The organism is [Empedobacter] haloabium (assembly GCA_008011715.2).
Classification (GTDB): Bacteria; Pseudomonadota; Gammaproteobacteria; order Burkholderiales; family Burkholderiaceae_D; genus Rugamonas; species Rugamonas haloabia.
Window position 1 is genome coordinate 2,039,227 of record CP136508.1, and the last position, 23,648, is coordinate 2,062,874.

At 66.7% G+C, this 23,648-nt stretch carries 18 protein-coding genes; 3 read left to right on the forward strand and 15 right to left on the reverse strand.

Features of this window, described 5'->3' with window-relative positions; genetic code table 11:
• Positions 1–36: 36 nt before the first annotated feature.
• The 8 genes from E7V67_008915 to E7V67_008950 form a co-directional block, all read right to left on the reverse strand.
• Positions 37–3,273 (reverse strand): multidrug efflux RND transporter permease subunit, encoded by a 3,237-nt coding sequence (locus E7V67_008915; protein ID WUR15210.1) that lies wholly within the window; start codon positions 3,271–3,273, stop codon positions 37–39.
• Between the two features lies 1 nt (position 3,274).
• Positions 3,275–4,477, reverse strand: a complete 1,203-nt coding sequence (locus E7V67_008920) for an efflux RND transporter periplasmic adaptor subunit (GenBank protein ID WUR15211.1) — start codon at positions 4,475–4,477, stop codon at positions 3,275–3,277.
• 331 nt (positions 4,478–4,808) lie between these two features.
• Positions 4,809–5,096, reverse strand: coding sequence for a hypothetical protein (locus tag E7V67_008925; GenBank protein WUR15212.1), 288 nt, complete (start codon positions 5,094–5,096; stop codon positions 4,809–4,811).
• A gap of 225 nt (positions 5,097–5,321) precedes the next feature.
• Positions 5,322–6,002, reverse strand: a complete 681-nt coding sequence (locus E7V67_008930; protein WUR15213.1) for an ABC transporter ATP-binding protein — start codon at positions 6,000–6,002, stop codon at positions 5,322–5,324.
• A 69-nt stretch (positions 6,003–6,071) separates the two neighbouring features.
• Positions 6,072–6,851: a phosphonate ABC transporter, permease protein PhnE gene (gene phnE, locus E7V67_008935; GenBank protein WUR16249.1), complete on the reverse strand. Its 780-nt coding sequence runs from the start codon at positions 6,849–6,851 to the stop codon at positions 6,072–6,074.
• A 2-nt stretch (positions 6,852–6,853) separates the two neighbouring features.
• Entirely contained in the window at positions 6,854–7,699 is an 846-nt protein-coding gene (locus E7V67_008940; GenBank protein ID WUR15214.1) for an ABC transporter permease, read from the reverse strand.
• 2 nt (positions 7,700–7,701) lie between these two features.
• Complete coding sequence (locus E7V67_008945) at positions 7,702–8,535, reverse strand: ATP-binding cassette domain-containing protein (protein ID WUR15215.1); 834 nt, start codon at positions 8,533–8,535, stop codon at positions 7,702–7,704.
• A gap of 17 nt (positions 8,536–8,552) precedes the next feature.
• Positions 8,553–9,401: a putative selenate ABC transporter substrate-binding protein gene (locus E7V67_008950; GenBank protein WUR15216.1), complete on the reverse strand. Its 849-nt coding sequence runs from the start codon at positions 9,399–9,401 to the stop codon at positions 8,553–8,555.
• Between the two features lie 266 nt (positions 9,402–9,667).
• Here E7V67_008950 and egtD point away from each other — a divergent pair, with 266 nt between their 5' ends.
• Positions 9,668–10,621, forward strand: coding sequence for an L-histidine N(alpha)-methyltransferase (gene egtD / locus E7V67_008955; GenBank protein WUR16250.1), 954 nt, complete (start codon positions 9,668–9,670; stop codon positions 10,619–10,621).
• 19 nt (positions 10,622–10,640) lie between these two features.
• A complete protein-coding gene (gene egtB / locus E7V67_008960; protein ID WUR16251.1) occupies positions 10,641–11,885 on the forward strand; it encodes an ergothioneine biosynthesis protein EgtB in 1,245 nt (414 codons plus the stop codon).
• Positions 11,886–13,205: 1,320 nt separating this feature from the next.
• Here the strand turns inward: egtB and E7V67_008965 are convergent.
• From E7V67_008965 to senB, 4 genes are all read right to left on the reverse strand, one after another.
• On the reverse strand, positions 13,206–14,846 hold the full coding sequence (locus tag E7V67_008965; protein WUR15217.1) for a hypothetical protein: 1,641 nt from the start codon (positions 14,844–14,846) through the stop codon (positions 13,206–13,208).
• Between the two features lie 164 nt (positions 14,847–15,010).
• Positions 15,011–16,708, reverse strand: a complete 1,698-nt coding sequence (gene leuA / locus E7V67_008970) for a 2-isopropylmalate synthase (protein ID WUR15218.1) — start codon at positions 16,706–16,708, stop codon at positions 15,011–15,013.
• 516 nt (positions 16,709–17,224) lie between these two features.
• Positions 17,225–18,271, reverse strand: a complete 1,047-nt coding sequence (selD, locus tag E7V67_008975; GenBank protein ID WUR15219.1) for a selenide, water dikinase SelD — start codon at positions 18,269–18,271, stop codon at positions 17,225–17,227.
• Positions 18,261–19,265, reverse strand: coding sequence for a selenoneine biosynthesis selenosugar synthase SenB (gene senB / locus E7V67_008980; protein ID WUR15220.1), 1,005 nt, complete (start codon positions 19,263–19,265; stop codon positions 18,261–18,263). Before senB ends, selD begins: the two co-directional genes overlap by 11 nt.
• Before the next feature lie 14 nt (positions 19,266–19,279).
• Between senB and senA the strand changes: the two genes are divergently transcribed.
• Positions 19,280–20,479, forward strand: a complete 1,200-nt coding sequence (gene senA, locus E7V67_008985; protein ID WUR15221.1) for a selenoneine synthase SenA — start codon at positions 19,280–19,282, stop codon at positions 20,477–20,479.
• A 1-nt stretch (position 20,480) separates the two neighbouring features.
• On the opposite strand, the gene E7V67_008990 is transcribed toward senA, so the two are convergent.
• The 3 genes from E7V67_008990 to E7V67_009000 form a co-directional block, all read right to left on the reverse strand.
• Positions 20,481–22,085, reverse strand: coding sequence for a methyl-accepting chemotaxis protein (locus E7V67_008990; GenBank protein ID WUR15222.1), 1,605 nt, complete (start codon positions 22,083–22,085; stop codon positions 20,481–20,483).
• Positions 22,086–22,326: 241 nt separating this feature from the next.
• The gene (locus tag E7V67_008995) at positions 22,327–22,944 is read right to left on the reverse strand and encodes an energy transducer TonB (GenBank protein WUR15223.1); all 618 of its coding nucleotides are present in this window, start codon (positions 22,942–22,944) and stop codon (positions 22,327–22,329) included.
• Between the two features lie 68 nt (positions 22,945–23,012).
• Positions 23,013–23,621 (reverse strand): hypothetical protein, encoded by a 609-nt coding sequence (locus E7V67_009000; protein WUR15224.1) that lies wholly within the window; start codon positions 23,619–23,621, stop codon positions 23,013–23,015.
• Positions 23,622–23,648: the final 27 nt, after the last annotated feature.

A 23,648-nucleotide genomic window follows, 5' to 3' on the forward strand; every position in this document is an offset into this window, starting at 1 on the left:
CGACCCGCAGATAGGTGCCTGACACCGCGGGTCTGCTCAGCGCCCGTCATCCCGCCCCAGCCGCGTCACGACCGCCGTACCACCCGGATCGCCAGCTCCGCCCAAGCCGGTATCGGCATGATGTCGCTTGTGCGGCGTGCTGTGCGACAGCCGCAGCGCCAGGGTGCGCAGCAGCACGTAGAACAGCGGCGTCAGGAACAGGCCGAAGAACGTCACGCCCAGCATGCCGGCAAACACGGCCACGCCCATCGCGTGGCGCATCTCCGCGCCCGCGCCGCTGGAGAACACCAGCGGCAGTACCCCCATGATGAACGCGATCGACGTCATCAGGATCGGCCGCAGCCGCAGCCGGCAGGCTTCCAGCGCGGCCTGCACGACGGTGCGGCCGTGGTCCTCCAGCTCGCGCGCGAACTCCACGATCAGGATCGCGTTCTTCGAGGCCAGGCCCACCAGCACGAACAGGGCGATCTGCGTGAACACGTTGTTGTCGCCGCCCGTCAGCTTCACCCCCAGCAGGGCGCACAGGATCGACATCGGCACGATCAGGATCACGGCCAGCGGCAAGGTCCAGCTTTCGTACTGCGCGGCCAGCACCAGGAACACCAGCAGCACGCACAGCGGGAACACGTACACCATCGTGTTCCCGGCCAGGATCTCCTGGTACGTGAGGTCGGTCCACTCGAACGAGATCCCCTTGGGCAGCGTCTCGCGCGCCAGCCGCGTCATCGCTTCCTGGGCTTGGCCGGACGAGACGCCCGGCGCGGCGCCGCCGCTGATGTCGGCCGCCAGGTAGGCGTTGTAGCGGTTGACCATGTCCGGGCCGTAGGTGTCGGAGATGCGCATCAAGGACGACAGCGGGATCATTTCGCCCTTGTCGTTGCGCACCTTCAGCTGGGCGATCTGCTCGCGCTGCGAGCGGAACGGCGCGTCCGCCTGCACCACCACCTGGTAGGTGCGGCCGAACTGGTTGAAGTCGTTGACGTACAGCGAACCCAGGTTGATCTGCAAGGTCTGGTAGACGGTCGCCAGGGGCACGCCCAGTTGTTTGGCGCGGGTGCGGTCGACGTCGGCGAACAGCTGCGGCACGTTGATCTGGTAGCTGGAGAACACGCCGGCCAGTTGCGGGTTCTGCCAGGCCTTCATCTGCAGTGCCTGGGTGGCCTTGTACAACTCGTCGTAGCCCAGGTTGCCGCGGTCCTCGACCATCATCTTGAAGCCGCCGATCGTGCCCAGGCCGTTCACGGGCGGCGGCGGGAACACCATGATGAACGCGTCCTGGATCGCGCCCAGCCGCTTGTTGACCTCGGCCGCGATGGCGTTGCCGGACAGCTCGGCCGAACGCCGCTCGTCGAACGGTTTCAGGCCGATGAACACGATGCCCGCATTGGGCGCGTTGGTGAAGCCGTTGATCGACAGGCCGGGGAAGGCGATCGAGTCCATCACGCCGGGCACGCCCTTGGCAATGTCGGACATGCGACGCACCACGGCGTCGGTGCGGTCCAGCGAGGCGGCGTCCGGCAGCTGGGCGAAGCCGACCAGGTACTGCTTGTCCTGGCCCGGCACGAAGCCGGACGGCACGGCGCGGAACACGAACACCGCGGCCACCGTCAGCACCAGGTAGACGCCGATGCCGAGGCTTTTCCTGACCATCACGCGCTGTACGCCGCGCCCGTACGCGTGCGAGGCACGGCCGAAGAAGCGGTTGAACCAGCCGAAGAAGGGGCCGAACACGCGGTCCATGCCACGCGTCAGCGCATCCTTGGGCGCGTCGTGCGCGCGCAGCAGGGCGGCCGACAATGCCGGCGCCAGGGTCAGCGAGCACAGGGCGGAAATCACGGTGGAGATGGCGATGGTCAGGGCGAACTGGCGGTAGAACTGTCCCGTCAGGCCGGAGACGAAGGCGATCGGCACGAACACGGCGCACAGCACCAGGGCGATGGCGATGATGGGGCCGGACACTTCCTTCATCGCCTGGATCGTCGCGTCGTGCGGCGAGAGGCCCGCCGCGATATTGCGCTCGACGTTCTCGACGACGACGATCGCGTCGTCCACCACGATGCCGATGGCCAGCACGAGGCCGAACAGCGACAGCGTGTTGATGGAAAAGCCGAACGCCAGCATGACGGCGAAGGTGCCGACGATGGAGACCGGCACCGCCAGCAGCGGGATGATCGATGCGCGCCACGTCTGCAGGAACACGATGACGACGACGACGACCAGCGCCACCGCTTCCAGCAAGGTGTGGATCACCGCGCGGATCGATTCGCGCACGAACTGGGTGGGGTCGTAGACGATCGAGAACTCGACGTCCTCGGGGAAGTCCTCGGACAGCGCAGCCAGCGTGTCGCGCACGTCCTGCGACAATTGCAGCGCGTTGGCGCCGGGCGCCTCGAAGATACCGATGGCGGCGGCCGACTTGTTGTTCAAGAGGGAGCGCAGGGCGTACGAGTTCGAGCCCAGCTCGACCCGCGCCACGTCGCGCAGCAGGGTCACGGCGCCATCCGCATTGGTGCGCACGATGACGTTGCCGAAGTCGTCCACCGTCTTCAGGCGGCCGGTCGTGTTGACCGTCAGCTGGAATTCCGAGCCCTGGGTGGGCGAGGCGCCGACGACGCCCGCGGCGACCTGCACGTTCTGCTCGCGGATGGCCTGCACCACGTCGCCGGCCGTCATCGAGCGTGCGGCCAGCTTCTGCGGGTCGATCCACACCCGCATCGCATAGTCGCCGGCGCCGAACAGGATCACCTCGCCCATGCCGGGAATGCGCGACAGCTGGTCCTTCACGTTCAGCACCGCGTAGTTGCGCAGGTAGACGTCGTCGTAGCGGCCCTTGGGCGACGACAGGTGGGCCACCATCGTCAGGTTGGGCGAGCTTTTCGCCGTCGTCACGCCGATCTGGCGCACCTCCTCGGGCAGCCGGGGCAGCGCGCGCTGCACGCGGTTCTGCACCTGGGTCTCGGCCTGCTCGGCGTTGGTGCCGATCTTGAACGTGACGGTCAATGCCAGCGCGCCGTCCGACGTGGCTTTCGAGTCCATGTACAACATGTTCTCGACGCCGTTGATCTGTTCCTCCAGTGGCGCGGCCACGGTCTCGGCGATCACCTTCGGATTGGCACCAGGGTACTGCGCGCGCACCACGACGGACGGCGGCACCACTTCCGGGTACTCGGAGATCGGCAGGCGCACGATCGCGATCAGGCCGGCGACGAAGATCATGATCGACAGCACCGCCGCGAAGATCGGCTTGTCGACGAAGAAGCGCGGGAAGTTCATGTCAGCCTTTCTGGGCCGGAGGCGCGGCTTGCGCGGCGGGGTCGGCATCCATCGCCACCAAGGTCGGCGCCAGCGGCGCGCCGGGACGTACCCGCTGCAGGCCGCTGACGACGATCTTCTCGCCCGGTTTCAGGCCGTTGCGCACCACGCGCAGTCCGTCCACGGCCGGTCCCAGCGCGACGGGACGGTATTCGGCCTTGTTGTCCTTGCCCAGCACGAAGACGTATTTGCGATCCTGGTCGGTGCCGACAGCGCGGTCATGGATCAAGAGTGTCGGCACGGCCGCCTGGCGCAGGCCGCCGGCCGCCAGCTGCACGCGCGCGAACAAGCCCGGCACCAGCAGGTGGTCGCGGTTGGGCAGCACGGCGCGCATGCGCACGCTGCCGGTGGCGGGATCGAGCCGGTTGTCGACGAATTCGAGCTTGCCCTCGTGCGGGAAGCCGCTCTCGTTGGCCAGGCCGACGCGCACCGCCACATCCTTGCCGGTGCGGACCTGGTTGCGCACGCGCAGGAAGCTGTCCTCGTCACCGTCGAAGCTGGCGTAGATGCGGTCGGTCGACACGACGGAGGTCAGTACCGCGTTGCCGTCCACCAGATTGCCCAGCGTGATCTCGGCCTTGCTGACTCGGCCGTCGATGGGCGCGGTGATCTTCGTGTAGTTGACGTTCAGGCGGGCCGATTCGACGGCGGCGCGCGATGCCCGCGCCGCCGCGTCCAGGTCCTTCACGGCCGAGGCACGCTCGTCGAACTCGCGCCGGGCGATGGCGCGGTCGGCCAGCAGCCGTTCGGCACGTTCCAGTTCGACCTTGGCCAATGCCGCGCGGGCGCTGGCGGAATTGGCGTCGGCCTGCGCCTTTTCGAGTTCGGCCTGGTAGGGGCGCGGGTCGATCGTGAACAGCGGCTCGCCCTTGCGCACCAGCGTGCCGGGCGTGAAATGGACGGCGGTGATGTAGCCGGACACGCGCGGCCGGATTTCGACCCGCTCGACCGCCTCCAGGCGGCCGGAGAATTCCTGGGTCTCGACGATGTCGCGCTGGACGACGACGGCGGCGGAGACCGGGGCCGCGGCGGGTGGCGCGCTGGCGCCCTCCTGGCTGGCGGCCTTGTCGCACGCCGCCAGCGGCAGCAGCAGGGTGACGCCCAGCGCGAGGCGCGGCAGGATGGACACGAATGCCGCTGGCGGGCGGTACGAGGGAGCGGTCATGGTTTTCCCTGTGGCAGTGACGAAACCGGGCATGAGCCCGGTGGCCCAGTGTAAGCATGGCGGGAGACGCGTACCTCTCCCAATGGAGATAGACGTTGCCCGGAAGACCCGTGGTGTCAGGCACCTGTTTGCGGGTCGGAGACCCGCAAACAGGTGCCTGACACCGGTGTTTCAAGCGTCACGAAACGATCAGGCGCAGCAGGGCCAGAGAAGGGGGAACGAAAGTCGGAGGGGGAACGAAAGTCGGAGGGGGAACGAAAGTCGGAGGAAGGTAAAGCGGGGAGAACGACGGGCGCCGGGGCTGCGATGCCGGCGCCAGGCATTGCACCATTCAGTGCACGGACGCAGTCGACAATTCCTTCAGTTCACGGATGCTCATGTCCGATTTCTCGTGCATGCGCAGCAGGATCGTCGCCCCGACGGCCAGTTTGCGGTGCCGGATCTTGCTGATGATGGGCGGCTGTACTTCCAGCACCCGACACAGCTCGGCGTCATTCTTCAGATTCATCCGCTCGATCAGCGTATCGAGCAGCTTGTTGGGGACAAAGCTCGACGGTTCCATTGCTCGGGCACGATTCATCGCTTCGATTAATTCCAGCTTTTTTTGCCTCACGCTCATTTGCTCCTCCCTGATATGAAAAACGCGTGGTAGTCAGCGAACCCCGATAATCGCCATGATGATCCGGCATCGCGCGCGAAGCGCGATGCCTGGCGGTGTTCCGAGGTTCCCTTTCAGGCGCCTGCTGGCTGTTCGAATATGTCGTTATTAATAACCAGGCAAGTGAGTTAAATCATACTACGGCTGAAAAAAAAGGCGCGCTTTACTCGCGTAAAACACACGTGTTTATGGCCGGGAACGTGTCGACTGTGGCGCCTCGCATAATCCGGCGCGCGTAAGGATGAGTGTGCGGTCCGCCATGGCGGCGGCGGCTTCGCTGTGCGTCACCATGATGGTGCAGGCGCCGCTGGCGCGGATTTCCGTGCGCAGCAGTTGTAATACCGAATGGGCCGTGTCCGGGTCCAGATTGCCGGTGGGCTCGTCGGCCAGCACCAGGGCCGGGCGGTGCACCAGCGCGCGGGCGATCGCCACCCGCTGCATCTCGCCGCCCGAAAGCTGGTGCGGGTAGTCGTGGTCGCGGCCACCCAGCCCGACAGCCGCCAGCATCTCGGCGGCGCGCCCCTGCGGCAGGCCGTTCAGCAGCAACGGCAGGGCCACGTTTTGCAGCAAGGTCAAGTGCGGCAGCACGTGGAAGGCCTGGAAGATAAAGCCCATCCGTTCGCGGCGCAGCCTGGTGGCGGCGTCGTCGTCCAGCGCCGCCATCGCCACGCCATCCACCAGGATCGGCGCGGCGCCGCCCGGATCCGGGTGGTCGAGCCCGGCGATCAGGTTCAACAGGGTCGACTTGCCGACCCCGGAGTCGCCCATGATGGCGACGAACTCGCCGGCTTGGAAGGTATACGACAGTTCGCTCAGCACCGGATGGCCGTTGGCATAGGATTTGGTGAGGCGGCGCAATTCCAGCATGGGGACCTTATTGTGTTGTGGAGACGACATCATGAATCGCGGATCAAATAATGGCGGGTCAGGCTCGGGTCAGCGCGTGAGCAGGCGGCGCAAGCCGAAGCTGGCGGCATCCACCAGGGCCACCAGCAGCAGCATGGCCAGGATCACGGTGGCCGCCTTCGGCATCTGGAACAGCGAAAGATGATATTTCAGCATCTGCCCCAGCCCGCCGGCACCGACCACGCCCAGCACGGCGGCGGCGCGGATATTGTTCTCCCAGCGGTACAGCGCATACGACAGCATCTGCGGCAGGGTCTGCGGCAGGGTGGCATAGAAGAACGCCGCCAGCGGACTGGCGCCGTTGGTGCGCAGGCTCTGTTCCGGCAGGGCGGGCGCGTTCTCCAGCGCGTCCGCGAACAGGCGCCCCAGCACGCCGGCCGTGTGCGCCGCCAGCGCCAGCGTGCCGGGGAACGGCCCCAGGCCGGCGGCGATCAGCAGCACCGAGGCCCATACCAGTTCCGGGATCGAGCGCAGCACGTTGAGCAGGGCGCGCACGGCGCCGCGCGCCACAGGGCCGAAGCGGCCGGCGGCGGGGATCGCCAGCAGCAGGCCGGCCAGCACGGCCAGCAGCGTGCCGAGGGCCGACATCGACAAGGTCTCGGCGGTCGCCATTGCCGTCTTCGCCAGGAAGCCGGTGCCCAGTTCCGGCGGCGCGAAGCCGGCCAGGAACTCGGCCACGCTGGCGGCGGCGTCCAGCGAAAACAGGGCGGACAAATGCAAGGGCAGGCTGGCGAAGCTGGCGCCCACCAGGGTTACCAGCGCCAGCGCGAACAGGAGGCCGGACCAGCGGCGCGGCGGCGGCGACGGCATCGTCATCCCAGCCTCCGGCGCAACTGTTTCGAGACCACGTCCGCGGCCGCCACCAGCAGCACGAACACCAGCAGCATCGACGCCACTTCCCCACCGGCCAGCATCTTCATCGACTCGTCCATGCGCTGGCCCAGGCCGCCGGCGCCGACGAAGCCCATGACGACCGAGCCGCGGATCGCGCACTCCCAGCGGTAGACGGTATACGACACCAGTTCCGAGGCCGATTCGGGCAGCGCGCCATACAGCAGGGCGGCCAGGCGCGAACCGCCGTTGGCCAGCAGCGTGTCGCTGGCATGGCGTTCGGACGATTCCAGGATCTCCGCATAGACCTTGCCCAGCATGCCGCAATAGGTCAGCGCGATCGCCAGCACGCCGGCGGTCGGGCCCAGGCCGATGATGCGCACGAACAGCAGCGCCCACACCAGCTCCGGCACGCTGCGCAGCAGCACCAGCAGCCAGCGCACCAGCTGGCGCACCAGCGCCGGCAGCGGCGCCATGCGGCCCGTGCCCAGGCGCGAGATCGACAGGCGCTCGGTGACGACGAGGGTGGCCGGGAGCGCGCCCAGCAGGGCCAGGGTCAGGCCGGCGGTGGCGATGGCCACCGTCTGCCACGTCTCGCGCAGCAGCATGGCCAGGAATTCCGGCGAGTGCGCCGGCGGCACGAACGCGGCCAGGAACTGGCCGGTGGCCGCCAGGCTGGCGCCGTCGAACAGCAGGGCCGGGTGGAATTCGCTGACGACGGCCATCGGCCACAGCACGACCAGCAGCAACAGCGTCCACGTGACGCGGCCGCGCCAGGCCGGGTCGGGATGGCGCTCGGCTGGGGAAACAGCGGGGATATTGTGCATCGTTACAGGCAGGCGCCGACGGCCAGCGGCGTGGCCAGGTCGTCTTGCCGCGGCGCGTTGGCGGGCGGCTGCTCGTTCAGGTACAACTCGTCGATCATCGCCTGGGTGACCTGTTCGCGCGGCAGGTCGAACGCCACCTTGCCGTCCTTCAGGGCGACGATGCGGGGAAAGTGCGCCAGCGCCAGCTCGACCTGGTGCAGGCTGCAGACCAGGGCCGCGTTGCGGGCCGCCGCTTCCTGCTGCAGGGTGGTCAGGGTCAGTTGCGACAGGGCCGGATCGAGCGCGGACAGCGGCTCGTCCACCAGCAATGCCTGGGCATTCGACAGCAGCAGCCGCGCCAGGCCGCAGCGCTGGCGCTCGCCGCCGGACAGGCGGTCGACGCGGGCGTACAGCTTGTCGCCCAGGTTGAAGCGCACCAGTGCGCGGTAGGCCGCTTCCGGGTCGCGCGGCCTGATCAGCGAGACCAGCGCCTGCCACAGGTTCCACTGCGGCAGCCGGGCCGCCAGCACGGCCGTGACGACGCGCTGGCGCGGCGGCAGCGGCGGCGTCTGCGGCGCCAGGAACAGGCGCGCGCGCAGGCGGTGGCGCTCGGCGTCGGACAGGTCCCAGGGCCGGTGGCCGAACGCCTCGAACGTGCCTTCCACGGGGCGGTGAGCGCAGGCCAGCGTGGCCAGCAGCGTGGTCTTGCCGGCCCCGGAAGGGCCGATCAGCGCCACCTGCTCGCCGGCGTCGACGCGCAGCTCGATACCCTGCAACGCCAGCGCACGCGTGCCGCCGGCGTGGCGCGCCACCAGGCGTGCCAGGCGGTAGACAGGGGTGGAGGCGGGCTGCTTCATCACTTACTCGTCATCGTTTACTTCTTCAGCAGGCCGGCGTTCTTCGCGGCCGCTTCGATGGCCGTGTAGTTCTCCGCGCGGGTCGGAATGAACTTGCTGGCGCGCTGCAGTTCCAGGATCTGCTTGCCCTCCGGGGTGCTGGCGTCCAGCGCCAGGAAGGCATCCGTGATCTTCTTCTTCAGCTCAGCCGGCATGTCGGCGCGTACGGTCCAGTTATAGTCGTAGTAGGGTGGCGTCGTGTAGAACACGCGCACCTTGCTTGGGTCGACCTTCTTCTCGCCGACCAGTTTTTCCCACACGGAGATATTGAGCGCGCCGGCATCGACCTTGCCGCCGGCGACCGCCGCCACCGTGGCGTCATGCGCGCCCGAGAAGGCGATGCGTTTCAGGTCGCTGTCCGGATCGATCTGGGCGGCCAGCAGGAACGAGCGCGGCATCAGGTGGCCGGAGGTGGACGATTCGGAGCCGAACGACAGCGTCTTGCCCTTCAGGTCCGCCAGCTTCGTGATGGCGGGCGACGTGGTGACGAAAACCGAGCGGAATTTTTCGTCTTCCACGCGCTGCACCAGCGGCACCACCTGGCCGCGGCTGCGCTCCTTCGCCTGCACGAACGTGAAGCCGCCGAACCACACCATGTCCAGCTTGCGGTTGATCAGGCCCTCGACCGAGGCGGCGTAGTCGGTCACCGGCGTGAACTCGACCTTCATGCCGGTCTTCTTCTCCAGGTATTCGCCCAGCGGCTTGAACTTGCGCTGCAGTTCGGTGGGCGCTTCGTCGGGAATGGCGGAGACGCGCAGCACCTGTTGCGCTGACGAAGAGCCGGACACCAGCAGCAGGCCGGCGGCGAGGACGGAGATCAGTTTCATGGGATTTTTCTTGGATGATGATTGTTGGAAACGAAGGCGGCACGACTGACTGAGCTGGGCGCCGCGCATCGTCGATTCGGCTATGATAGCAAAAATGTTGCTGGCGGCTTGCCCGCCGGCTACGTGGTCAGTCCCATCGCTGCGTGATTCACTTAAGCAACAAGGCCCGCAACCGCGCTGTCGCGCGCTACCGGCGCACAAGCCAAGAAAGAGACGCCATGTCCATGACCCGCACTGCCGCGCTGCGCGCGCTCCCGCCGTCCCCCATGCCAACACTGTCCGATATCGCCCATGGCGACGCCGCCACGGTGGCCGAAATCGTGGCCGGCCTGTTGGCGCCGCAGGCGCACACATCGCCCAAGTACCTGTACGACAGCCTCGGTTCGCGCCTGTTCGAGGCGATCTGCGAGCTGCCCGAATACTATCCGACCCGCACCGAGGCGGCCATCTTCGCGCGGCACGGCGCGGACATCGCAGGCCGCATCGGTGTCGGCGCCACCTTGATCGACCTGGGCGCCGGCAACTGCGCCAAGGCGGCCAGCCTGTTCCCGCTGCTGCGGCCGAAGCAGTATGTGCCGATCGATATCTCGCGCGAGTTCCTTAATGAAGCCGTCAGCCGGCTGCGCCAGCGCTTTCCGGACATCGCCATGACGGCGCTGGCGCTGGACCTGTCCGGCCCCTTCGTGCTGCCGGCCGAGGTGGCGGCGCGGCGCCGCGTGTTCTTCTACCCCGGTTCCTCGATCGGTAACTTCGCCCCGCACGAGGCGATCGCCTTCCTGCGCCGGGTGCGCGAGAACGCGACGGCCGACGGCGGCCTGCTGATCGGCGTGGACCTGATCAAGGACGCCGCGGTGCTGGACGCGGCCTATGACGACGCGATCGGCGTCACCGCCGCCTTCAATCTGAACATGCTGCGCCATCTGAACCACCTGATCGGCAGCGACTTCGACGTGCGCCAGTGGCGCCACGTGGCCTTCTTCCATGCCGAGGAAAGCCGCATCGAGATGCACCTGGAAGCGCGCACCGCGCTGACGGTACGCTGGCCTGGTGGCGAGCGCCACTTCGCGCGTGGCGAACGCATCCACACGGAAGACAGCTATAAATACACGCGCGACAGCTTTGCCGACCTGCTGGCCCAGGCCGGCTTCATGGCGGACGACGTGTGGACCGACGCAGCGGGCTGGTTCGCCGTCATGCACGCGCGCGCCGCCAGCGCTTAAGCGGGGGGACGGCATGCTGATGACCGATCCCGGGTTGTGGGCGGCGCGCTACCAGGCCGTGCGCGGCCATACGCTGGCGCTGGCCGCGCCGTTGTCGGCCGAGGATTGCGGCGCCCAGTCGATGCCGGATGCCAGCCCGGTCAAGTGGCACCTGGCGCACACCACGTGGTTCTTCGAGACCTTCATCCTGGAAGCGCTGGAGCCCGCGTTCGCGCCGTTCCATCCGGCGTTCCGGGTGCTGTTCAACTCCTACTACAACGGTGTCGGCGACAAGCACCCGCGCCCCAAGCGCGGCCTGCTGACGCGGCCGTCGCTGGACGAGGTCAAGGCTTACCGTGCCAACGTGGACGGGCGCATCGTGGCGCTGCTGGGCAGCCTGGCGGATGGCGCGGCGCGCGAGCGGCTGGCCGCGCTGCTGACCCTGGGCCTGCAGCACGAACAGCAGCACCAGGAACTGATCCTGACGGACGTGAAGCACCTGCTGGCACAGAGCGCGCTGTATCCGGCGTACCTGGAGCGGCCGCTCGCGGCGGCGGCGGCCAGTCCGCTCGAGTGGGTGGCATGCGAGGGCGGCGTCGTTACCGTTGGCCACGACGGGGCTGGATTCTGCTTCGACAACGAGCTGCCGCGGCATCGCCAGTTCGTCGAACCGTTCGCGCTGGCCGCGCGCCTCGTCACCAATGGCGAATACCTGGCCTTCATCGAGGCCGGCGGCTACACGACGCCAGCGCTGTGGCTGGCCGAAGGCTGGGACTGGGCTTGCGCGCAGGCGCTGCGCCAGCCTTTGTACTGGCAGCGTGACGATGCCGGCAACTGGTACGAATTCACGTTGGCAGGGCTGCAGCCGCTCGACCTGCACCGGCCGGTCACGCACGTGTCCTTGTTCGAGGCGGATGCGTATGCCCACTGGGCGGGGGCACGGTTGCCGACGGAAGCGGAGTGGGAATGCGCCGCGCGCATGTACGGCGCGCAGCCGGGCGATGCGCCGGCTTTTGCGCATCCCGGTGAGAGCGTCGGGGCCGGCGCATTGCGGCAGATGTTCGGCGATTGCTGGCAATGGACCAGCAGCAGCTACGCGCCGTATCCGGGCTTCCGCCCGGCGGCGGGCGCGATCGGCGAGTACAACGGCAAGTTCATGGTGAACCAATACGTGCTGCGCGGCTCGTCCTGCGCGACGCCGGCGGGTCATGCCCGGGTCAGCTATCGCAACTTCTTTCCGGCCGGGGCGCGCTGGCAGTTCACCGGGATCCGCCTGGCGCGATGATCCGCTGGCTTGCCGTCACTTACTTCATCTTCTCTTCATCCGTCAAAGTCATGCATCGCGCCCAGTCGCCGACACTGGGCAGTGCTGGCGGGGCCGGGCGCCAACTGTCCGACGGCACTATGGTGATCCGGGCCGTGGATATTCGTCGCGAACGCGCGGCTGGCCAGTATTTTCCACATCGATCCCGCGAGCGGGCGGCAGCGAACGGTGGCGGCACCATCCTTGACTGGCGCAAGCTGGTCCTGCCGTGTTCGCGGCCGAGGTGCGGGCGTCAGGAGCGCCCGTCCAGGGCGGCACGAACCACGTCCTGCGGCCGCGCGTTGCGGAAATGCGGGGCCGACTCCGAGCACTGTGCCGGCACGTTGGTATAAGCCATCAGCCGAATCGTCTCGGACCTGTTTGCGTCAGGGATTGGAACTCCCATCCGGCCCGCCGCGCCATCCTCAACGCGAACTCAACTTGTGCGACCAGAGCTGCGCGTCCTCAACGCGAACTCAACTTGTGCGACCAGAGCTGCGCGAACGGGGGCTGGACACCGCGCGGGCCTTTTGCGCCATCCAGGCGTTGACACGGCGGCCAACGCTGCCTTCGCTGCGTCAAACGCAAGCACGGGTCGCCAATGCTGCAGGCATCAGCGCCACGGCATGCGCAGTACCGTCTCTTATACGCAGCCCGGCGCGGCGAGAGGCAAGAATGCTCATCAACCCGAGGGAAAGCATGAGCCAGCTGCCCGGTTCCGGCACAGCTCCTGGCGCCCCTGTAATGGCGAACCATCGAGCACGATAGGCGACCAGGTTTGGCTGGCCGTGACGGTATCGTTGATGGGGAGACCCAGATGCTCGAAGGTGCGGACCACGCAGTCGTCCCTGGTGGCGTCGCATGCACCGTTCAGTGCCATGCTAAGCGGCTGCATGCAGCCGCCACTCACTGTCTGCCCATCGATCGTGACGCCGATCGGGCCAAACGCCACATGCGCCGAAAATCCTGCGCGTGAGCCGTCCTCCCGTTGAATAATCCCACGAGGACAGTAAGCCAAACCATTGCCGAAGCAGCCTGCGCGCTGGCAGCAGGCGATGCGCGGCGCGCTTGCGGAGGTGGAGCCGCGTGGGGAACGCGAGGCACGTGATGCATCTCGCCACAACCAACTGCCAGATGGGCGGTTCCGGCACGGGCGTAACGGGCGCTAGCGAAACGCCGCCATATGCATAGGTGTACATCCATAACGGCGACGCTGTCTCGTTACGGTATGTGACGTGCAACGCTTTGACCATGACCGGCTCATCCTCATTGACCTCGATGCTGTCATTGACCGCATACAACTTACCGGTACCCGACCCGCGTGCCGATTCGTATTGCCCGTCGCGCTAACAGCACCAGCAGGCCCAAACCCAGCATCATGCCTTGCGAGGCTTCCGGTATGCCGCTAACCAGCGCCCTGGCGTGGCTACTCCCGTAAAGCATCAATGTGTATGGATCCGACGGCTGGGAATTCAGAGTGTTGTCGAAGTAGGTGGTATAGCTCAGTACGCCGCGCGAAGGCAGCTGGCCGGAGGTCGACCAGGTGCTGGGCGACCCGGATGAGCCGGAGAGGTTGAGAACAGCCTCGTAAGGCGTATCGCTCATGCCTTCCGGACGCACGTCGACCTCGGCAGTGAACGTTGCCGACGCGGACGAAAAAGGCGGCACGACCAAGAAGGCCGTTGCCTGGAGTTCAGTGAATGTCATCGAGCGTTCGCTTGCGTACGCAATCGCGCCAGGCTGGAGGTTAGCCGAAAACAATGCCCCGGCCGCAGGTTCCGCTATCCCGAACGTTACCCAACTGTTACCCGAATCTCGAGCGATCTCGAGTGCAGTCGGGGCAGGGGCTGTGGTAACTATCTCGCCGCCTGCGTACTGCTCGCCCCCTTCCCAAACGTGTGCAATCATTCGTAGCTGTTGCCATGGCTGGTTGTAGGTCCTGATCGTGCCATCCTGCGCGCGTATTTCTATGGTGATAGGGCCGAAGCGGCCGTTGATGTCGAGGCTTTGTGCCTGCGCGGGGGCTGCAGCGAACAGCATCAGGCTCGCGCAGAGGCACCAGCCGCCAGCGGGATGCGCCTGGCGCACGCACCGCGGCATCGCCGGTCCAGCGCCATTGTGAGCGCGATATCGCGCGACCAGCGCCGCCGTGATAAGGCCCGCCAACAGCATCATGGCACCGTTTGGCTCGGGTACGGCGGCTGCAGGTGGCAGGAAAACCGACGCGTTTGTGGCGCTTTCAAGCCTGAAGGACATTGGTTGCAGCGTTGAATTGCTGATTTCCAATTGCAGTGTTTCGTCCCAGGAGCGCACGAACGAATAGTCCGAGTTCAAGCTGATCTGGCTGGCCAAGCCTTGGCCACGGTCGTCATACCAGGTCAGCATCGCACTGACTTCGGCGTGGAACAGATCGCTGGTGAGTCCGGACGCATCGAACATGCCGGACGTGTGGGTCGATACGGTCAGTACTGTTCTCGGGCTCAGCGTCAGCCACATTGCCACCGATGTGCGAGCATCCGACCGCCAGGCACTGCCAGGCAGCGCGGCGGGACGTGTCAACAGGACATCCACGCTGCTCTTGAGAGTTTCGTCGACGATCTGCGCGCCGGCAGTGCTCGCATCGAACGACCTTCGTGCCGTCACGGGATAGGAGCCCTCACCAACCCATGCGCCGAAGCTCCACAGTGTAATCGTATCGCCGGCGATGGCGCTCTGGACTTCCGGGCGGACAGCCGTTTCGTTCAACGAGACAGGCACGGCATCGTCGAGCGCAGTTAATTGCCACCGCAGGCCATCGATCCTGGCCTCGGCCGAGAGGGGCCCGGCCTGGGCGCCGTTGCAATACAGCCCCATGAGCGCTGCCAGCATCAGTCCCATGGCACGCAGCAGGCAATACCAACGCTGACAATGTTTCGCGGGACAACTTGGAATGTACGTGACCATTGGAGTCTCCAGCAGCTGTGCGGTAAGTACGTTCCAGTTTAGCCGGTCACTTGACGGTTGCAAGAAGATCAATCGGGCAAGTGGCGGCGGCTTGCCGGCCGCTGCCGGGACTGCACCGCCCCATCCGTGGTGGCGGGCCGGCAATGCGTTGACCTTCGACTACCTCACGCGTGCGTGTCAGCCGCGCCCGCAATAACTTCTGCCCTCTGCTTCAGCTGCCGGTTTACCGCCGACAGCACCGCCTTGAACGAAGCCGTCACGATATTGCTGTCGATGCCGGCGCCGAACAGGGTCGGGCCATTGTCCAGGCGCAGTTCCACGTAGCAGGCCGCCTTGGCGTTGGCACCATGGCCGATCGCGTGCTCGTGGTAATCCATCAGCTTCACGTCCAGCCCCAGCGCATCGACGAAGGCGTCGATCGGACCGTTGCCGCCGCCCTGCAGCGCCAGCGGCGCCTTGTGGTGCAGCAGCGCGATGTCGATCTGCACCGATTCGTCGGCGCTGCTGTCCTCGACCATCTTGTGCGACACGTAGGCATACGGCGACGTTTGCGCCAGGTACTCGCGCTCGAAGATCTGGTGGATGCCTTGCGCCGTGATCTCCAGCCCCGTCTCGTCGGCCACCGCCTGCACCGCGCGCGAGAACTCGATCTGCAGGCGGCGCGGCAGCACCAGGCCGTAGTCCTGCTCCAGCAGGTAGGCCATGCCGCCCTTGCCGGATTGGCTGTTGACGCGGATGACGGCATCGTAGCTGCGGCCCAGGTCCTGTGGGTCGATCGGCAGGTACGGGATCTCCCACAGCGCGTTCGGCTGCTGCTGGGCGAAGCCCTTCTTGATCGCGTCCTGGTGCGAGCCGGAGAACGCGGTGAACACCAGGTCGCCCACGTAAGGATGGCGCGGGTGCACTGGCAGCTGGTTGCATTCCTCGACCACCTTGCGCACCGCGTCGATGTCGGAGAAATCCAGGCCCGGGTGCACGCCCTGGGTGTACAGGTTCAGCGCCAGCGTGACCAGGTCGACATTGCCGGTGCGTTCGCCGTTGCCGAACAGGCAGCCCTCGACGCGGTCGGCGCCCGCCATCACGGCCAGTTCGGCCGAGGCCACGGCGGTGCCGCGGTCGTTGTGCGGGTGCACGCTGATGATCAGCGAGTCGCGGCGGGCCAGGCGGCGCGACATCCACTCGATCTGGTCGGCATACACGTTCGGCGTGCTGCATTCGACCGTCGAGGGCAGGTTGATGATCATCTTCTTGTTCGGCGTCGGCTGCCAGATGGCGGTGACGGCGTCGCAGATGTGCTTGGAAAAGTCCAGCTCCGTCGTCGAGAACGATTCGGGCGTGTATTCGAAACCCCAGTCGGTTTCCGGGTGCTGCGCGATCAGCTCCTTGACCAGCTTGGTGCCGGTCGTGGCGATATTGGTGATTTCTTCGCGCGACATGCCGAACACCACCTTGCGGAACACGGGCGCCACCGAGTTGTACAGGTGGACGATGGCCTTCTTCGCGCCCGCCGCGGCCTGCACGGTGCGGCGGATCAGCTCCTCGCGCGACTGCGTCAGCACGATGATCGTCACGTCGTCCGGGATGCGGTCCTCGTCGATCAGCTTGCGCACGAAGTCGAAATCGGTCTGCGACGCGGACGGGAAGCCTACCTCGATTTCCTTCAAGCCCGTCTTGATCAGGAGGTCGAAGAAGCGCAGCTTCTTCTCGATGCTCATCGGCTCGATCAGCGCCTGGTTACCGTCGCGCAGGTCGGTGCTCATCCAGATCGGCGGCTTGGTGATCGTGTTGTTCGGCCAGGTGCGGTCGGTCAACTGGACGGGCGGGAAGGCGCGGTATTTGGTCGAAGGGTTCTGCAGCATCATGGTGTACTCCTGGGTTCTCGAATTTTTTGGAAAGACGCGCGGGCCGCTGCCGGCGCGGGACTGCTGTGGCGACGGGCTGCCTGGTGGCCACGGGGCGCTAGACCAGGCAACCGGTCGGTAGCGCTAGCGCGAGCAGTGCCGGACGTGCGAGGACGACAGCGGGTGCGGATGGACGATGGATGGCCGTGATGAACATCGGTGCAATCTTTCCTGGTGTGAGACGGTGCGGCTTGTGGCCGGCTTGGGGTACAGCGTGCGACGCGCGAAGTGAGTGAAACGAATCAGGCGCGTGCTAGTAGGCGCGTTGCCAGCGGTAGGCCGGCAAGCGATAGCAGGAAAGCGGATAGATGCGGATGCATGAACATGCATCCAATGTAAGGGTTGCTGTTGGGCGTTGTCAAGCTTTATCGTTGGGCCGGCTGGACTTCAGAAGACCCATGGTGACAGGCACCTGTCTGGAGGTCGGAGACCTCCAGACAGGTGCCTGTCACCGGTGTTGCTAGCGTGCCCGGAGCTTCAAACGACTTCGACCCGCGGCGCGCCGGCAGCCATCGCGCCGATCACGGCGGCCTCGCCGAAGCCCTCGCGCGCGAACAGGGCCAGCACCTCGTCCACCGCTTCGGGGGCGCACGAGACCAGCAGGCCGCCGGACGTTTGCGGGTCCGTCAGCAGCGTGTGCTGGGCCGGCGTGACGCTCGGCGCCAAGGTCACGTCCTTGCCGTAGGCGTCCCAGTTGCGGCCCGAGGCGCCGGTGAAGAAACCGTCGTGCGCCAGTTGTTCCACACCCGGCAGCAGCGGGATGCGTGCCATCTCCAGCTTGGCCGTCAGGCCGGCGCCGCGTGCCAGTTCCAGCAGGTGCCCCAAGAGGCCAAAGCCCGTCACGTCCGTCAGCGCGTGCACGCCCGGCAGTTCAGACAGCGCCTTGCCCGGTTTATTGAGCTTGGTGGTGTTGGCGATCATGGCCGCATAGCCTTCCTCGCCCAGCACGTTCTTCTTCAGCGCCGCCGACAGCACGCCCACGCCCAGCGGTTTGCCCAGCACCAGCACGTCGCCCGCCTTGGCGTCGGCATTGCGTTTCACTTTCGACGGATGCACCAGGCCCATGACGACCAGGCCGTAGATCGGCTCGACCGAATCGATCGTATGGCCGCCCGCGATCGGGATGCCCGCTTCGGCACAGATCGACTCGCCGCCCTTGATGATCTGGCCGATCGTCTCGAGCGGCAGCTTGTTGACGGGCATGCCGACCAGCGCCAGCGCCATGATCGGCGTGCCGCCCATCGCGTAGACGTCCGAGATCGCGTTGGTGGCGGCAATGCGGCCGAAGTCGAACGGGTCGTCGACGATCGGCATGAAGAAGTCGGTGGTGGCGATCAGGGCCTGCTCGTCGTTGAGCTTGTAGACGGCGGCGTCGTCGGCCGTCTCGATGCCGACCATGAGTTCCTTCGGCACGGGGAAGCCGGCTGAATTCTTCAGGATTTCGGACAGCACGCCCGGCGCGATCTTGCAGCCGCAGCCGCCGCCGTGGGAAAAGGATGTCAGTTTGATCGGTTCAGTAGCCATGATAGCAATCGGTTGAGCGGAAAATCCCCAGATTATCCACCAAGTCCAGCAAGGCTGCCTGCTCGGTGGCCGGGGCGAACAGCGGTGCCCGGGCGGCGCACTGCGCCCGCAGCGTCGCGTAAAACGCGGCGTCGAGGATGCTGCGGTCGATCAGGCGCGCCAGCGCGGCCGCGTCGCCGGCGCGGAAATAGCCGGCGTAGTCGTCGCCCAGCATGCCGCGGTTGCCGGAAATGTCGCTGGCCAGCACGGGCACGCCGCTCGTCACCGCTTCGATGATGACGTTGGCGCCGCCCTCCATGCGCGAGCAGATTGCCATCGCGTGGCAGCGCCGCAGCCGCTGGCGCGCCTGTGCGCGGGGCAGGGCGCCCAGCCAGCGATAGCGCGACGTTTGCGCTTGCGTGGCGACGGCCTGCTCGCCCAGCGCCGCATCGAGCGCGCCGCCGATGTGCAATAGCCGCGCGCGTGGCGCCTGCACCAGCGCCGCCGCCCGCATGAACGTCAGCGGATCTTTTTCGTCGCGCAGGTGGCCGATCATCGCGATGTCCGCATGGCGGCGCGGCGCCTTCCACGGTTGCAGGCTGCGGGCGGACTGGTAGATGACGTGGGCATTGGCGCGCAGCGCGGGCGGCAGTTCGGCCAGGCCGGCGTCCTGCAGCAGCACCAGCCGGGTCGCCTGGCGCAGCGACGCTTGTGCCGCGTCGTCGGTATGGATGTCGCGATACAGGTCGGTGCCCGTCAGCACCAGCACGGTGGGACGGCCCGGATGCGCCACGTGAAAAGCGGCCAGCGAATCGGCGGAGCGGCGCGCATGCAGCGCGATCAGCAGGTCCGGCGCGGGCCGGGCGGGATCGGGCCGCCACTGCTGCACGACCGTCACGCGGCAGCGCGCCCGCAGGAAGCGCGCCCAGCGTGCGGCCGTCTGCCAGTTGCCGTTGTTGGCCGCCGCCAGCGCAGGGCTGACGATGCACACGTGGGGCCGCTCTGTCTTCTGCACGCTACAATCCCGGGATGAATTCGATTACCACTTCATTTCGCTACGCACGCACCCAGCAGTTGGCCGACGCCCTGACGAATGCGCGGCATTATACGCTGGCGCTGTTCGACTGCTTCGCGCAGGCCGGTTACGACGTCAACGCCAACGTGCCTTATCTGCCGATCGTCAATCCGCCGCTGTGGGAGCTGGGACATACCGCCTGGTTCGCCGAATGGTTCGTCCTGCGCGAGGCGCTGTCGAGCCATCCGGCCGACGCCCAGCGCCCCTCGTTGCTGACCAAAGGGGACGACTGGTTCGATTCCAATACGGTGCCGCACCGCAGCCGCTGGAACCTGGACCTGCCTACGCCGGGCGGCGTGAAGACCTACTGCCACGAGGTGCTGGACCGGGTGCTGGACAAACTGTCGCGCGAGCCGAACACGGACGAAGCCCTGTACCCGTACCGCCTGGCGCTGGCGCACGAGGACATGCACGGCGAAGCCTTCCTGTACACCTTGCAGACCCTGGGCCTGCAGGCGCCGCACCCGGCGGGTGGCGAGCCGATGCTGGTGGCCCCCGGCGAGATCGGCTTCCCCGGCGGCACCATCCAGCTGGGCTGCGGGCCTGACGCGAACGGCTTCGTGTTCGACAACGAGAAATTCGCGCATCCCGTCCACGTGGCGCCGTTCCGCATGGACGGCGCGCTGGTGACGAACGCGCAGTACCTGGACTTCGTGGCCGATGGCGGTTACGACAACCGCCAGTTCTGGAGCGACGCCGGCGCCGCCTGGCTGATGCGGCAGGAACGCTCGGCGCCGCGCTACTGGCAGCGCCAGGGCGGCGACTGGGTCACGCTGCGCTTCGGGCAGCCGGCCACGCTGGCGCCGCATGAACCCGTACGCCACGTCAGCCTGTACGAAGCGCAAGCCTGGTGCGCCTGGGCCAACCGGCGCCTGCCGACCGAAGCGGAGTGGGAGTACGCGGCGCTGTCCGGCCACCCCGCGCTGCGCTGGGGCCAGCTGTGGGAGTGGACGGCGTCGCCGTTCGAGCCTTACCCCGGCTTCGCGCCGGACCGCTACCGCGAGTACTCGCAGCCGTGGTTCGGCACCCACCAGGTGCTGCGCGGCGCCTCGTTCGCCACGCCGGCGCGCTTCGGCTCGGCCAAGTTCCGCAACTTCTTCAAGCCCGAGCGCGACGACCTGTTCTGCGGCTTCCGCAGCTGCGCCTGGAAGTAGGTCAGGCAGCGAGGCGCGCCTGGGCCTGGCGAGGCAGGCGCGGCGTCGCGCTGGTTTCCGCCAGCGTGAACTGGGCCACCAGGGCAGCCAGCTGCGCCGCCTGATCCTGCATGCTGGCGGCGGCCGCCGCGGCTTCCTCCACCAACGCGGCGTTCTGCTGCGTCACGGTGTCCATCGACGTGATGGCTTCGTTGACGTGGCCGATGCCGGTGCTTTGCTCGGTCGAGGCATCCGCGATCGATGCCATGATCTGCGTGACGCGGCCGACGCTGTCCACCACCTCGGTCATCGTGGTGCCGGCCTGGGCGACCAGCGTGGTGCCGACGCCGACGCTGTCCACCGACGCGTTGATCAGTTCCTTGATTTCCTTGGCGGCACTGGCGCTGCGCTGGGCCAGGTTGCGCACCTCGGAGGCGACGACGGCGAAGCCGCGGCCTTGTTCGCCCGCGCGGGCCGCTTCCACGGCGGCGTTCAGCGCCAGGATATTGGTCTGGAAGGCAATGCCGTCGATGACGGAGATGATGTCGACGATCTTGCGCGACGAGGCATTGATCGTGTCCATCGTGCGCACCACCTGGGCCACCACGTCGCCGCCCTGCTGGGCGACGGCGGAGGCGCGTTGCACCAGTTCGTTGGCCTGGGTCGCGTTCTGGGCATTCTGGTTGACGGTCGAGGTCAGCTCTTCCATCGACGCCGCTGTCTCTTCCAATGCGGAAGCCTGCGACTCGGTGCGCGAGGACAAGTCCATATTGCCGCTCGCAATTTCGGCGGAAGCGGTGGCGATGGTGTCGGCGCTGCGGCGGATCGCGCCGATGGTCTGCGCGAGATTGGCCTGCATCGTCTTCATGCCGAACAGGATGCTGCCGGTGTCGTTGGCGGCCGTCTCCACGGTAACGGACAGGTCGCCGGCCGCGATGCGGGTAGCGATCGTTTCAGCGTAGCCGGGGTCGCCGCCGATGGTGCGCTCCAGGCTGCGGTTGATGGCACCGACGATGGCGGCCAGCGCGGCGCACACGACCGCCAGGATGCCGGCGGATTTCAGCAGCGTGGCATGGAAGGCCTCTTCGATGTCGTCCATGTAGACCCCCGTGACCAGGTTCCAGTCCCACGGCTGGTAGGACGCCACGCGCGACAGCTTCAGCACCGGCTCGGTGCCGCCGGGACGGATCCACCAGTACTCCACGAAGCCGGCACCGGCGGCCGACTTGCCGGCGGCGGCGATATCGCGGTACAGGTAGTTGCCCTTCTTGTCCTGGAAGTCCCAGCGGTTCTTGCCTTCCGATTCAGGCTTGGTGGGATTCATGATCGGGGTGCCGGTGCTGTCGATGATGGACATGTAGCCGTCGGCCGCATAGCGTTCGGCGCGCAGCAGCGCCTTCGCTTCTTCCTTCGCGGCGGCCTCGGTCATCTTGCCGGCCTTGGCGCGTTCGGCGTAGAACTTCACGCCCGACATGGCGGTATCGACGAGGTTCTCGAGGTCGTGCTTGCGCTCCTCGATGCGCACGTTGCGCGTCTGGACCGCGTGGTACAGGAAGATGGCGGTAATGCACAACAGGCTGCAGACCAGCGGGATCCACAGTTTTTGCTTGAACGTGAGAGATTTCATGGCAAGGAGAGGGCAGGGCGAATGATCTGCCGAGCATAAGCCATCCTTGCGGCCGAACGGCCTTTCCTTGCCTTATGTTTAAGCGCGGGCGTTGCGTCCGCGCCGCGTGACGAATCGATAACGGCGTGACACCGGGGACAGGCACCTGTCTCAGGGCGTTACCGCCTTGAGACAGGTGCCTGTCCCCTCCGGGTTCCTTCCTCAGCCGGCGGCGGCGCCAGGCCCGCGCGCGATGGCGCGATCAAGGAGTCGGACTGGCAGCACGCAGCAGCACGCGCCCATAACCGGCGTCCGTTGGCATGCCGGGCACCTCAGGAGAATGCACAAATTTGCACGAGCCGACAAAGGCGATCGCCTCGGCCACCAGGTCCGCTTTTGCTGGCGTTTCGACCACGATGGCGCGCGGCATACCTGCGTCACCCGCCAGAAAGCGCACAAGCAAACCCTCGCGTGGCGGCCGAGTGAAATGGGAAAACTCGTCGAACCTGGCGGTCGGGGTGCAGCTTCCCGCCACCACCAGTGGGCGCACGCGCTCGGCGCCTTCCAGCCGCCATACGTGTTGCAGAAATTCGTGCGAGCTCTCGTCGCGCGCCTGGTCCGGACGCACGGTGCACTGGCCCACCTGCTGCACGGAGGCGGCGTCAAGGACGCGCCAGCCGCTGCTTTTCAGCACCCGGACGTTGCGCACGGAGCCATCCTTGCCAGCGCTGTATTCGACCGTGGTCGTGCCTTCGAGTTCAAAGCGCAGCGCTTCGCGAGGCCACTGCGGCGCCGGGCACTGCATGCCGGATGGCAGTGCAGCGGCGCCGGTGTAAAGCAGGGTGCCCGCCACAGCGAGCTGGGAGCGGATGGACGTCATATCGATCTCCTGAACAATGTGAGATGGCGATGCGCGGTCGCGCGGATAGTGGGTGCGGCAGCGAGCAATTATTCCTGCTTCAGTGCCGGTCGCGGCTCCCACTCGTTCAGGCACAGTGGCACGTCTTCTTCTTTTGGATAGCGCTGCAGCCCGGCCTGGATGCGCTCGGCGATTTTCTCTCCTGCTGCCTTGTCCTTGGCCGACAGGCGGTCGAGGATCGGCTTCACGCTGTCCGCCTCGCAGAACAATTCGCGGCCTGCGCATACCTTGATCCAGGCGTACGAGTCGGCCATGCTGTACATCTTGCCCTTCGGGTCCGCGTACCGGTGCACGAGATCGGCCTGGGCACGCGCAAAGCCCCGTTCGGCGGCCTCGATGACGAGCCTTTCCGGATGCTTGCTGCCGTCGCCGACCATGTTCAGGAAATACAGCGAGCGCGGATGCTTCTTGGCCGCGCCGCGCTTCAACTGGACCCGTGCTTTGTCCCATGCATGCTCGTCGGCGGAAGGACGCAGCAGCCGGGTGGCAAGCTGGTAGGAGGCACGGATGTCGCCCGCGTCGGACAGGGCCGCCAGCGCGTCGTCCGTGGCGATATGGCACGCCTCGCCGGCTGCGGCGGCGCTGGCGAAGAGAGCCGGGATGGCAAGCGCGATCAGGTGGCGGAAGGCTGTTTGCATATGATGAGTTCCTTGGCGTAGGGTGAG

Coding starts and splice junctions, on each gene's coding strand:
- E7V67_008915 (WUR15210.1), bottom strand. CDS start 3,273: ATGAACTTCCCGCGCTTCTTCGTCGACAAGCCGATCTTCGCGGCGGTG.
- E7V67_008920 (WUR15211.1), bottom strand. CDS start 4,477: ATGACCGCTCCCTCGTACCGCCCGCCAGCGGCATTCGTGTCCATCCTG.
- E7V67_008925 (WUR15212.1), bottom strand. CDS start 5,096: ATGAGCGTGAGGCAAAAAAAGCTGGAATTAATCGAAGCGATGAATCGT.
- E7V67_008930 (WUR15213.1), bottom strand. CDS start 6,002: ATGCTGGAATTGCGCCGCCTCACCAAATCCTATGCCAACGGCCATCCG.
- phnE (WUR16249.1), bottom strand. CDS start 6,851: ATGCCGTCGCCGCCGCCGCGCCGCTGGTCCGGCCTCCTGTTCGCGCTG.
- E7V67_008940 (WUR15214.1), bottom strand. CDS start 7,699: ATGCACAATATCCCCGCTGTTTCCCCAGCCGAGCGCCATCCCGACCCG.
- E7V67_008945 (WUR15215.1), bottom strand. CDS start 8,535: ATGAAGCAGCCCGCCTCCACCCCTGTCTACCGCCTGGCACGCCTGGTG.
- E7V67_008950 (WUR15216.1), bottom strand. CDS start 9,401: ATGAAACTGATCTCCGTCCTCGCCGCCGGCCTGCTGCTGGTGTCCGGC.
- egtD (WUR16250.1), top strand. CDS start 9,668: ATGCCAACACTGTCCGATATCGCCCATGGCGACGCCGCCACGGTGGCC.
- egtB (WUR16251.1), top strand. CDS start 10,641: ATGACCGATCCCGGGTTGTGGGCGGCGCGCTACCAGGCCGTGCGCGGC.
- E7V67_008965 (WUR15217.1), bottom strand. CDS start 14,846: ATGGTCACGTACATTCCAAGTTGTCCCGCGAAACATTGTCAGCGTTGG.
- leuA (WUR15218.1), bottom strand. CDS start 16,708: ATGATGCTGCAGAACCCTTCGACCAAATACCGCGCCTTCCCGCCCGTC.
- selD (WUR15219.1), bottom strand. CDS start 18,271: ATGGCTACTGAACCGATCAAACTGACATCCTTTTCCCACGGCGGCGGC.
- senA (WUR15221.1), top strand. CDS start 19,280: ATGAATTCGATTACCACTTCATTTCGCTACGCACGCACCCAGCAGTTG.
- E7V67_008990 (WUR15222.1), bottom strand. CDS start 22,085: ATGAAATCTCTCACGTTCAAGCAAAAACTGTGGATCCCGCTGGTCTGC.
- E7V67_008995 (WUR15223.1), bottom strand. CDS start 22,944: ATGACGTCCATCCGCTCCCAGCTCGCTGTGGCGGGCACCCTGCTTTAC.
- E7V67_009000 (WUR15224.1), bottom strand. CDS start 23,621: ATGCAAACAGCCTTCCGCCACCTGATCGCGCTTGCCATCCCGGCTCTC.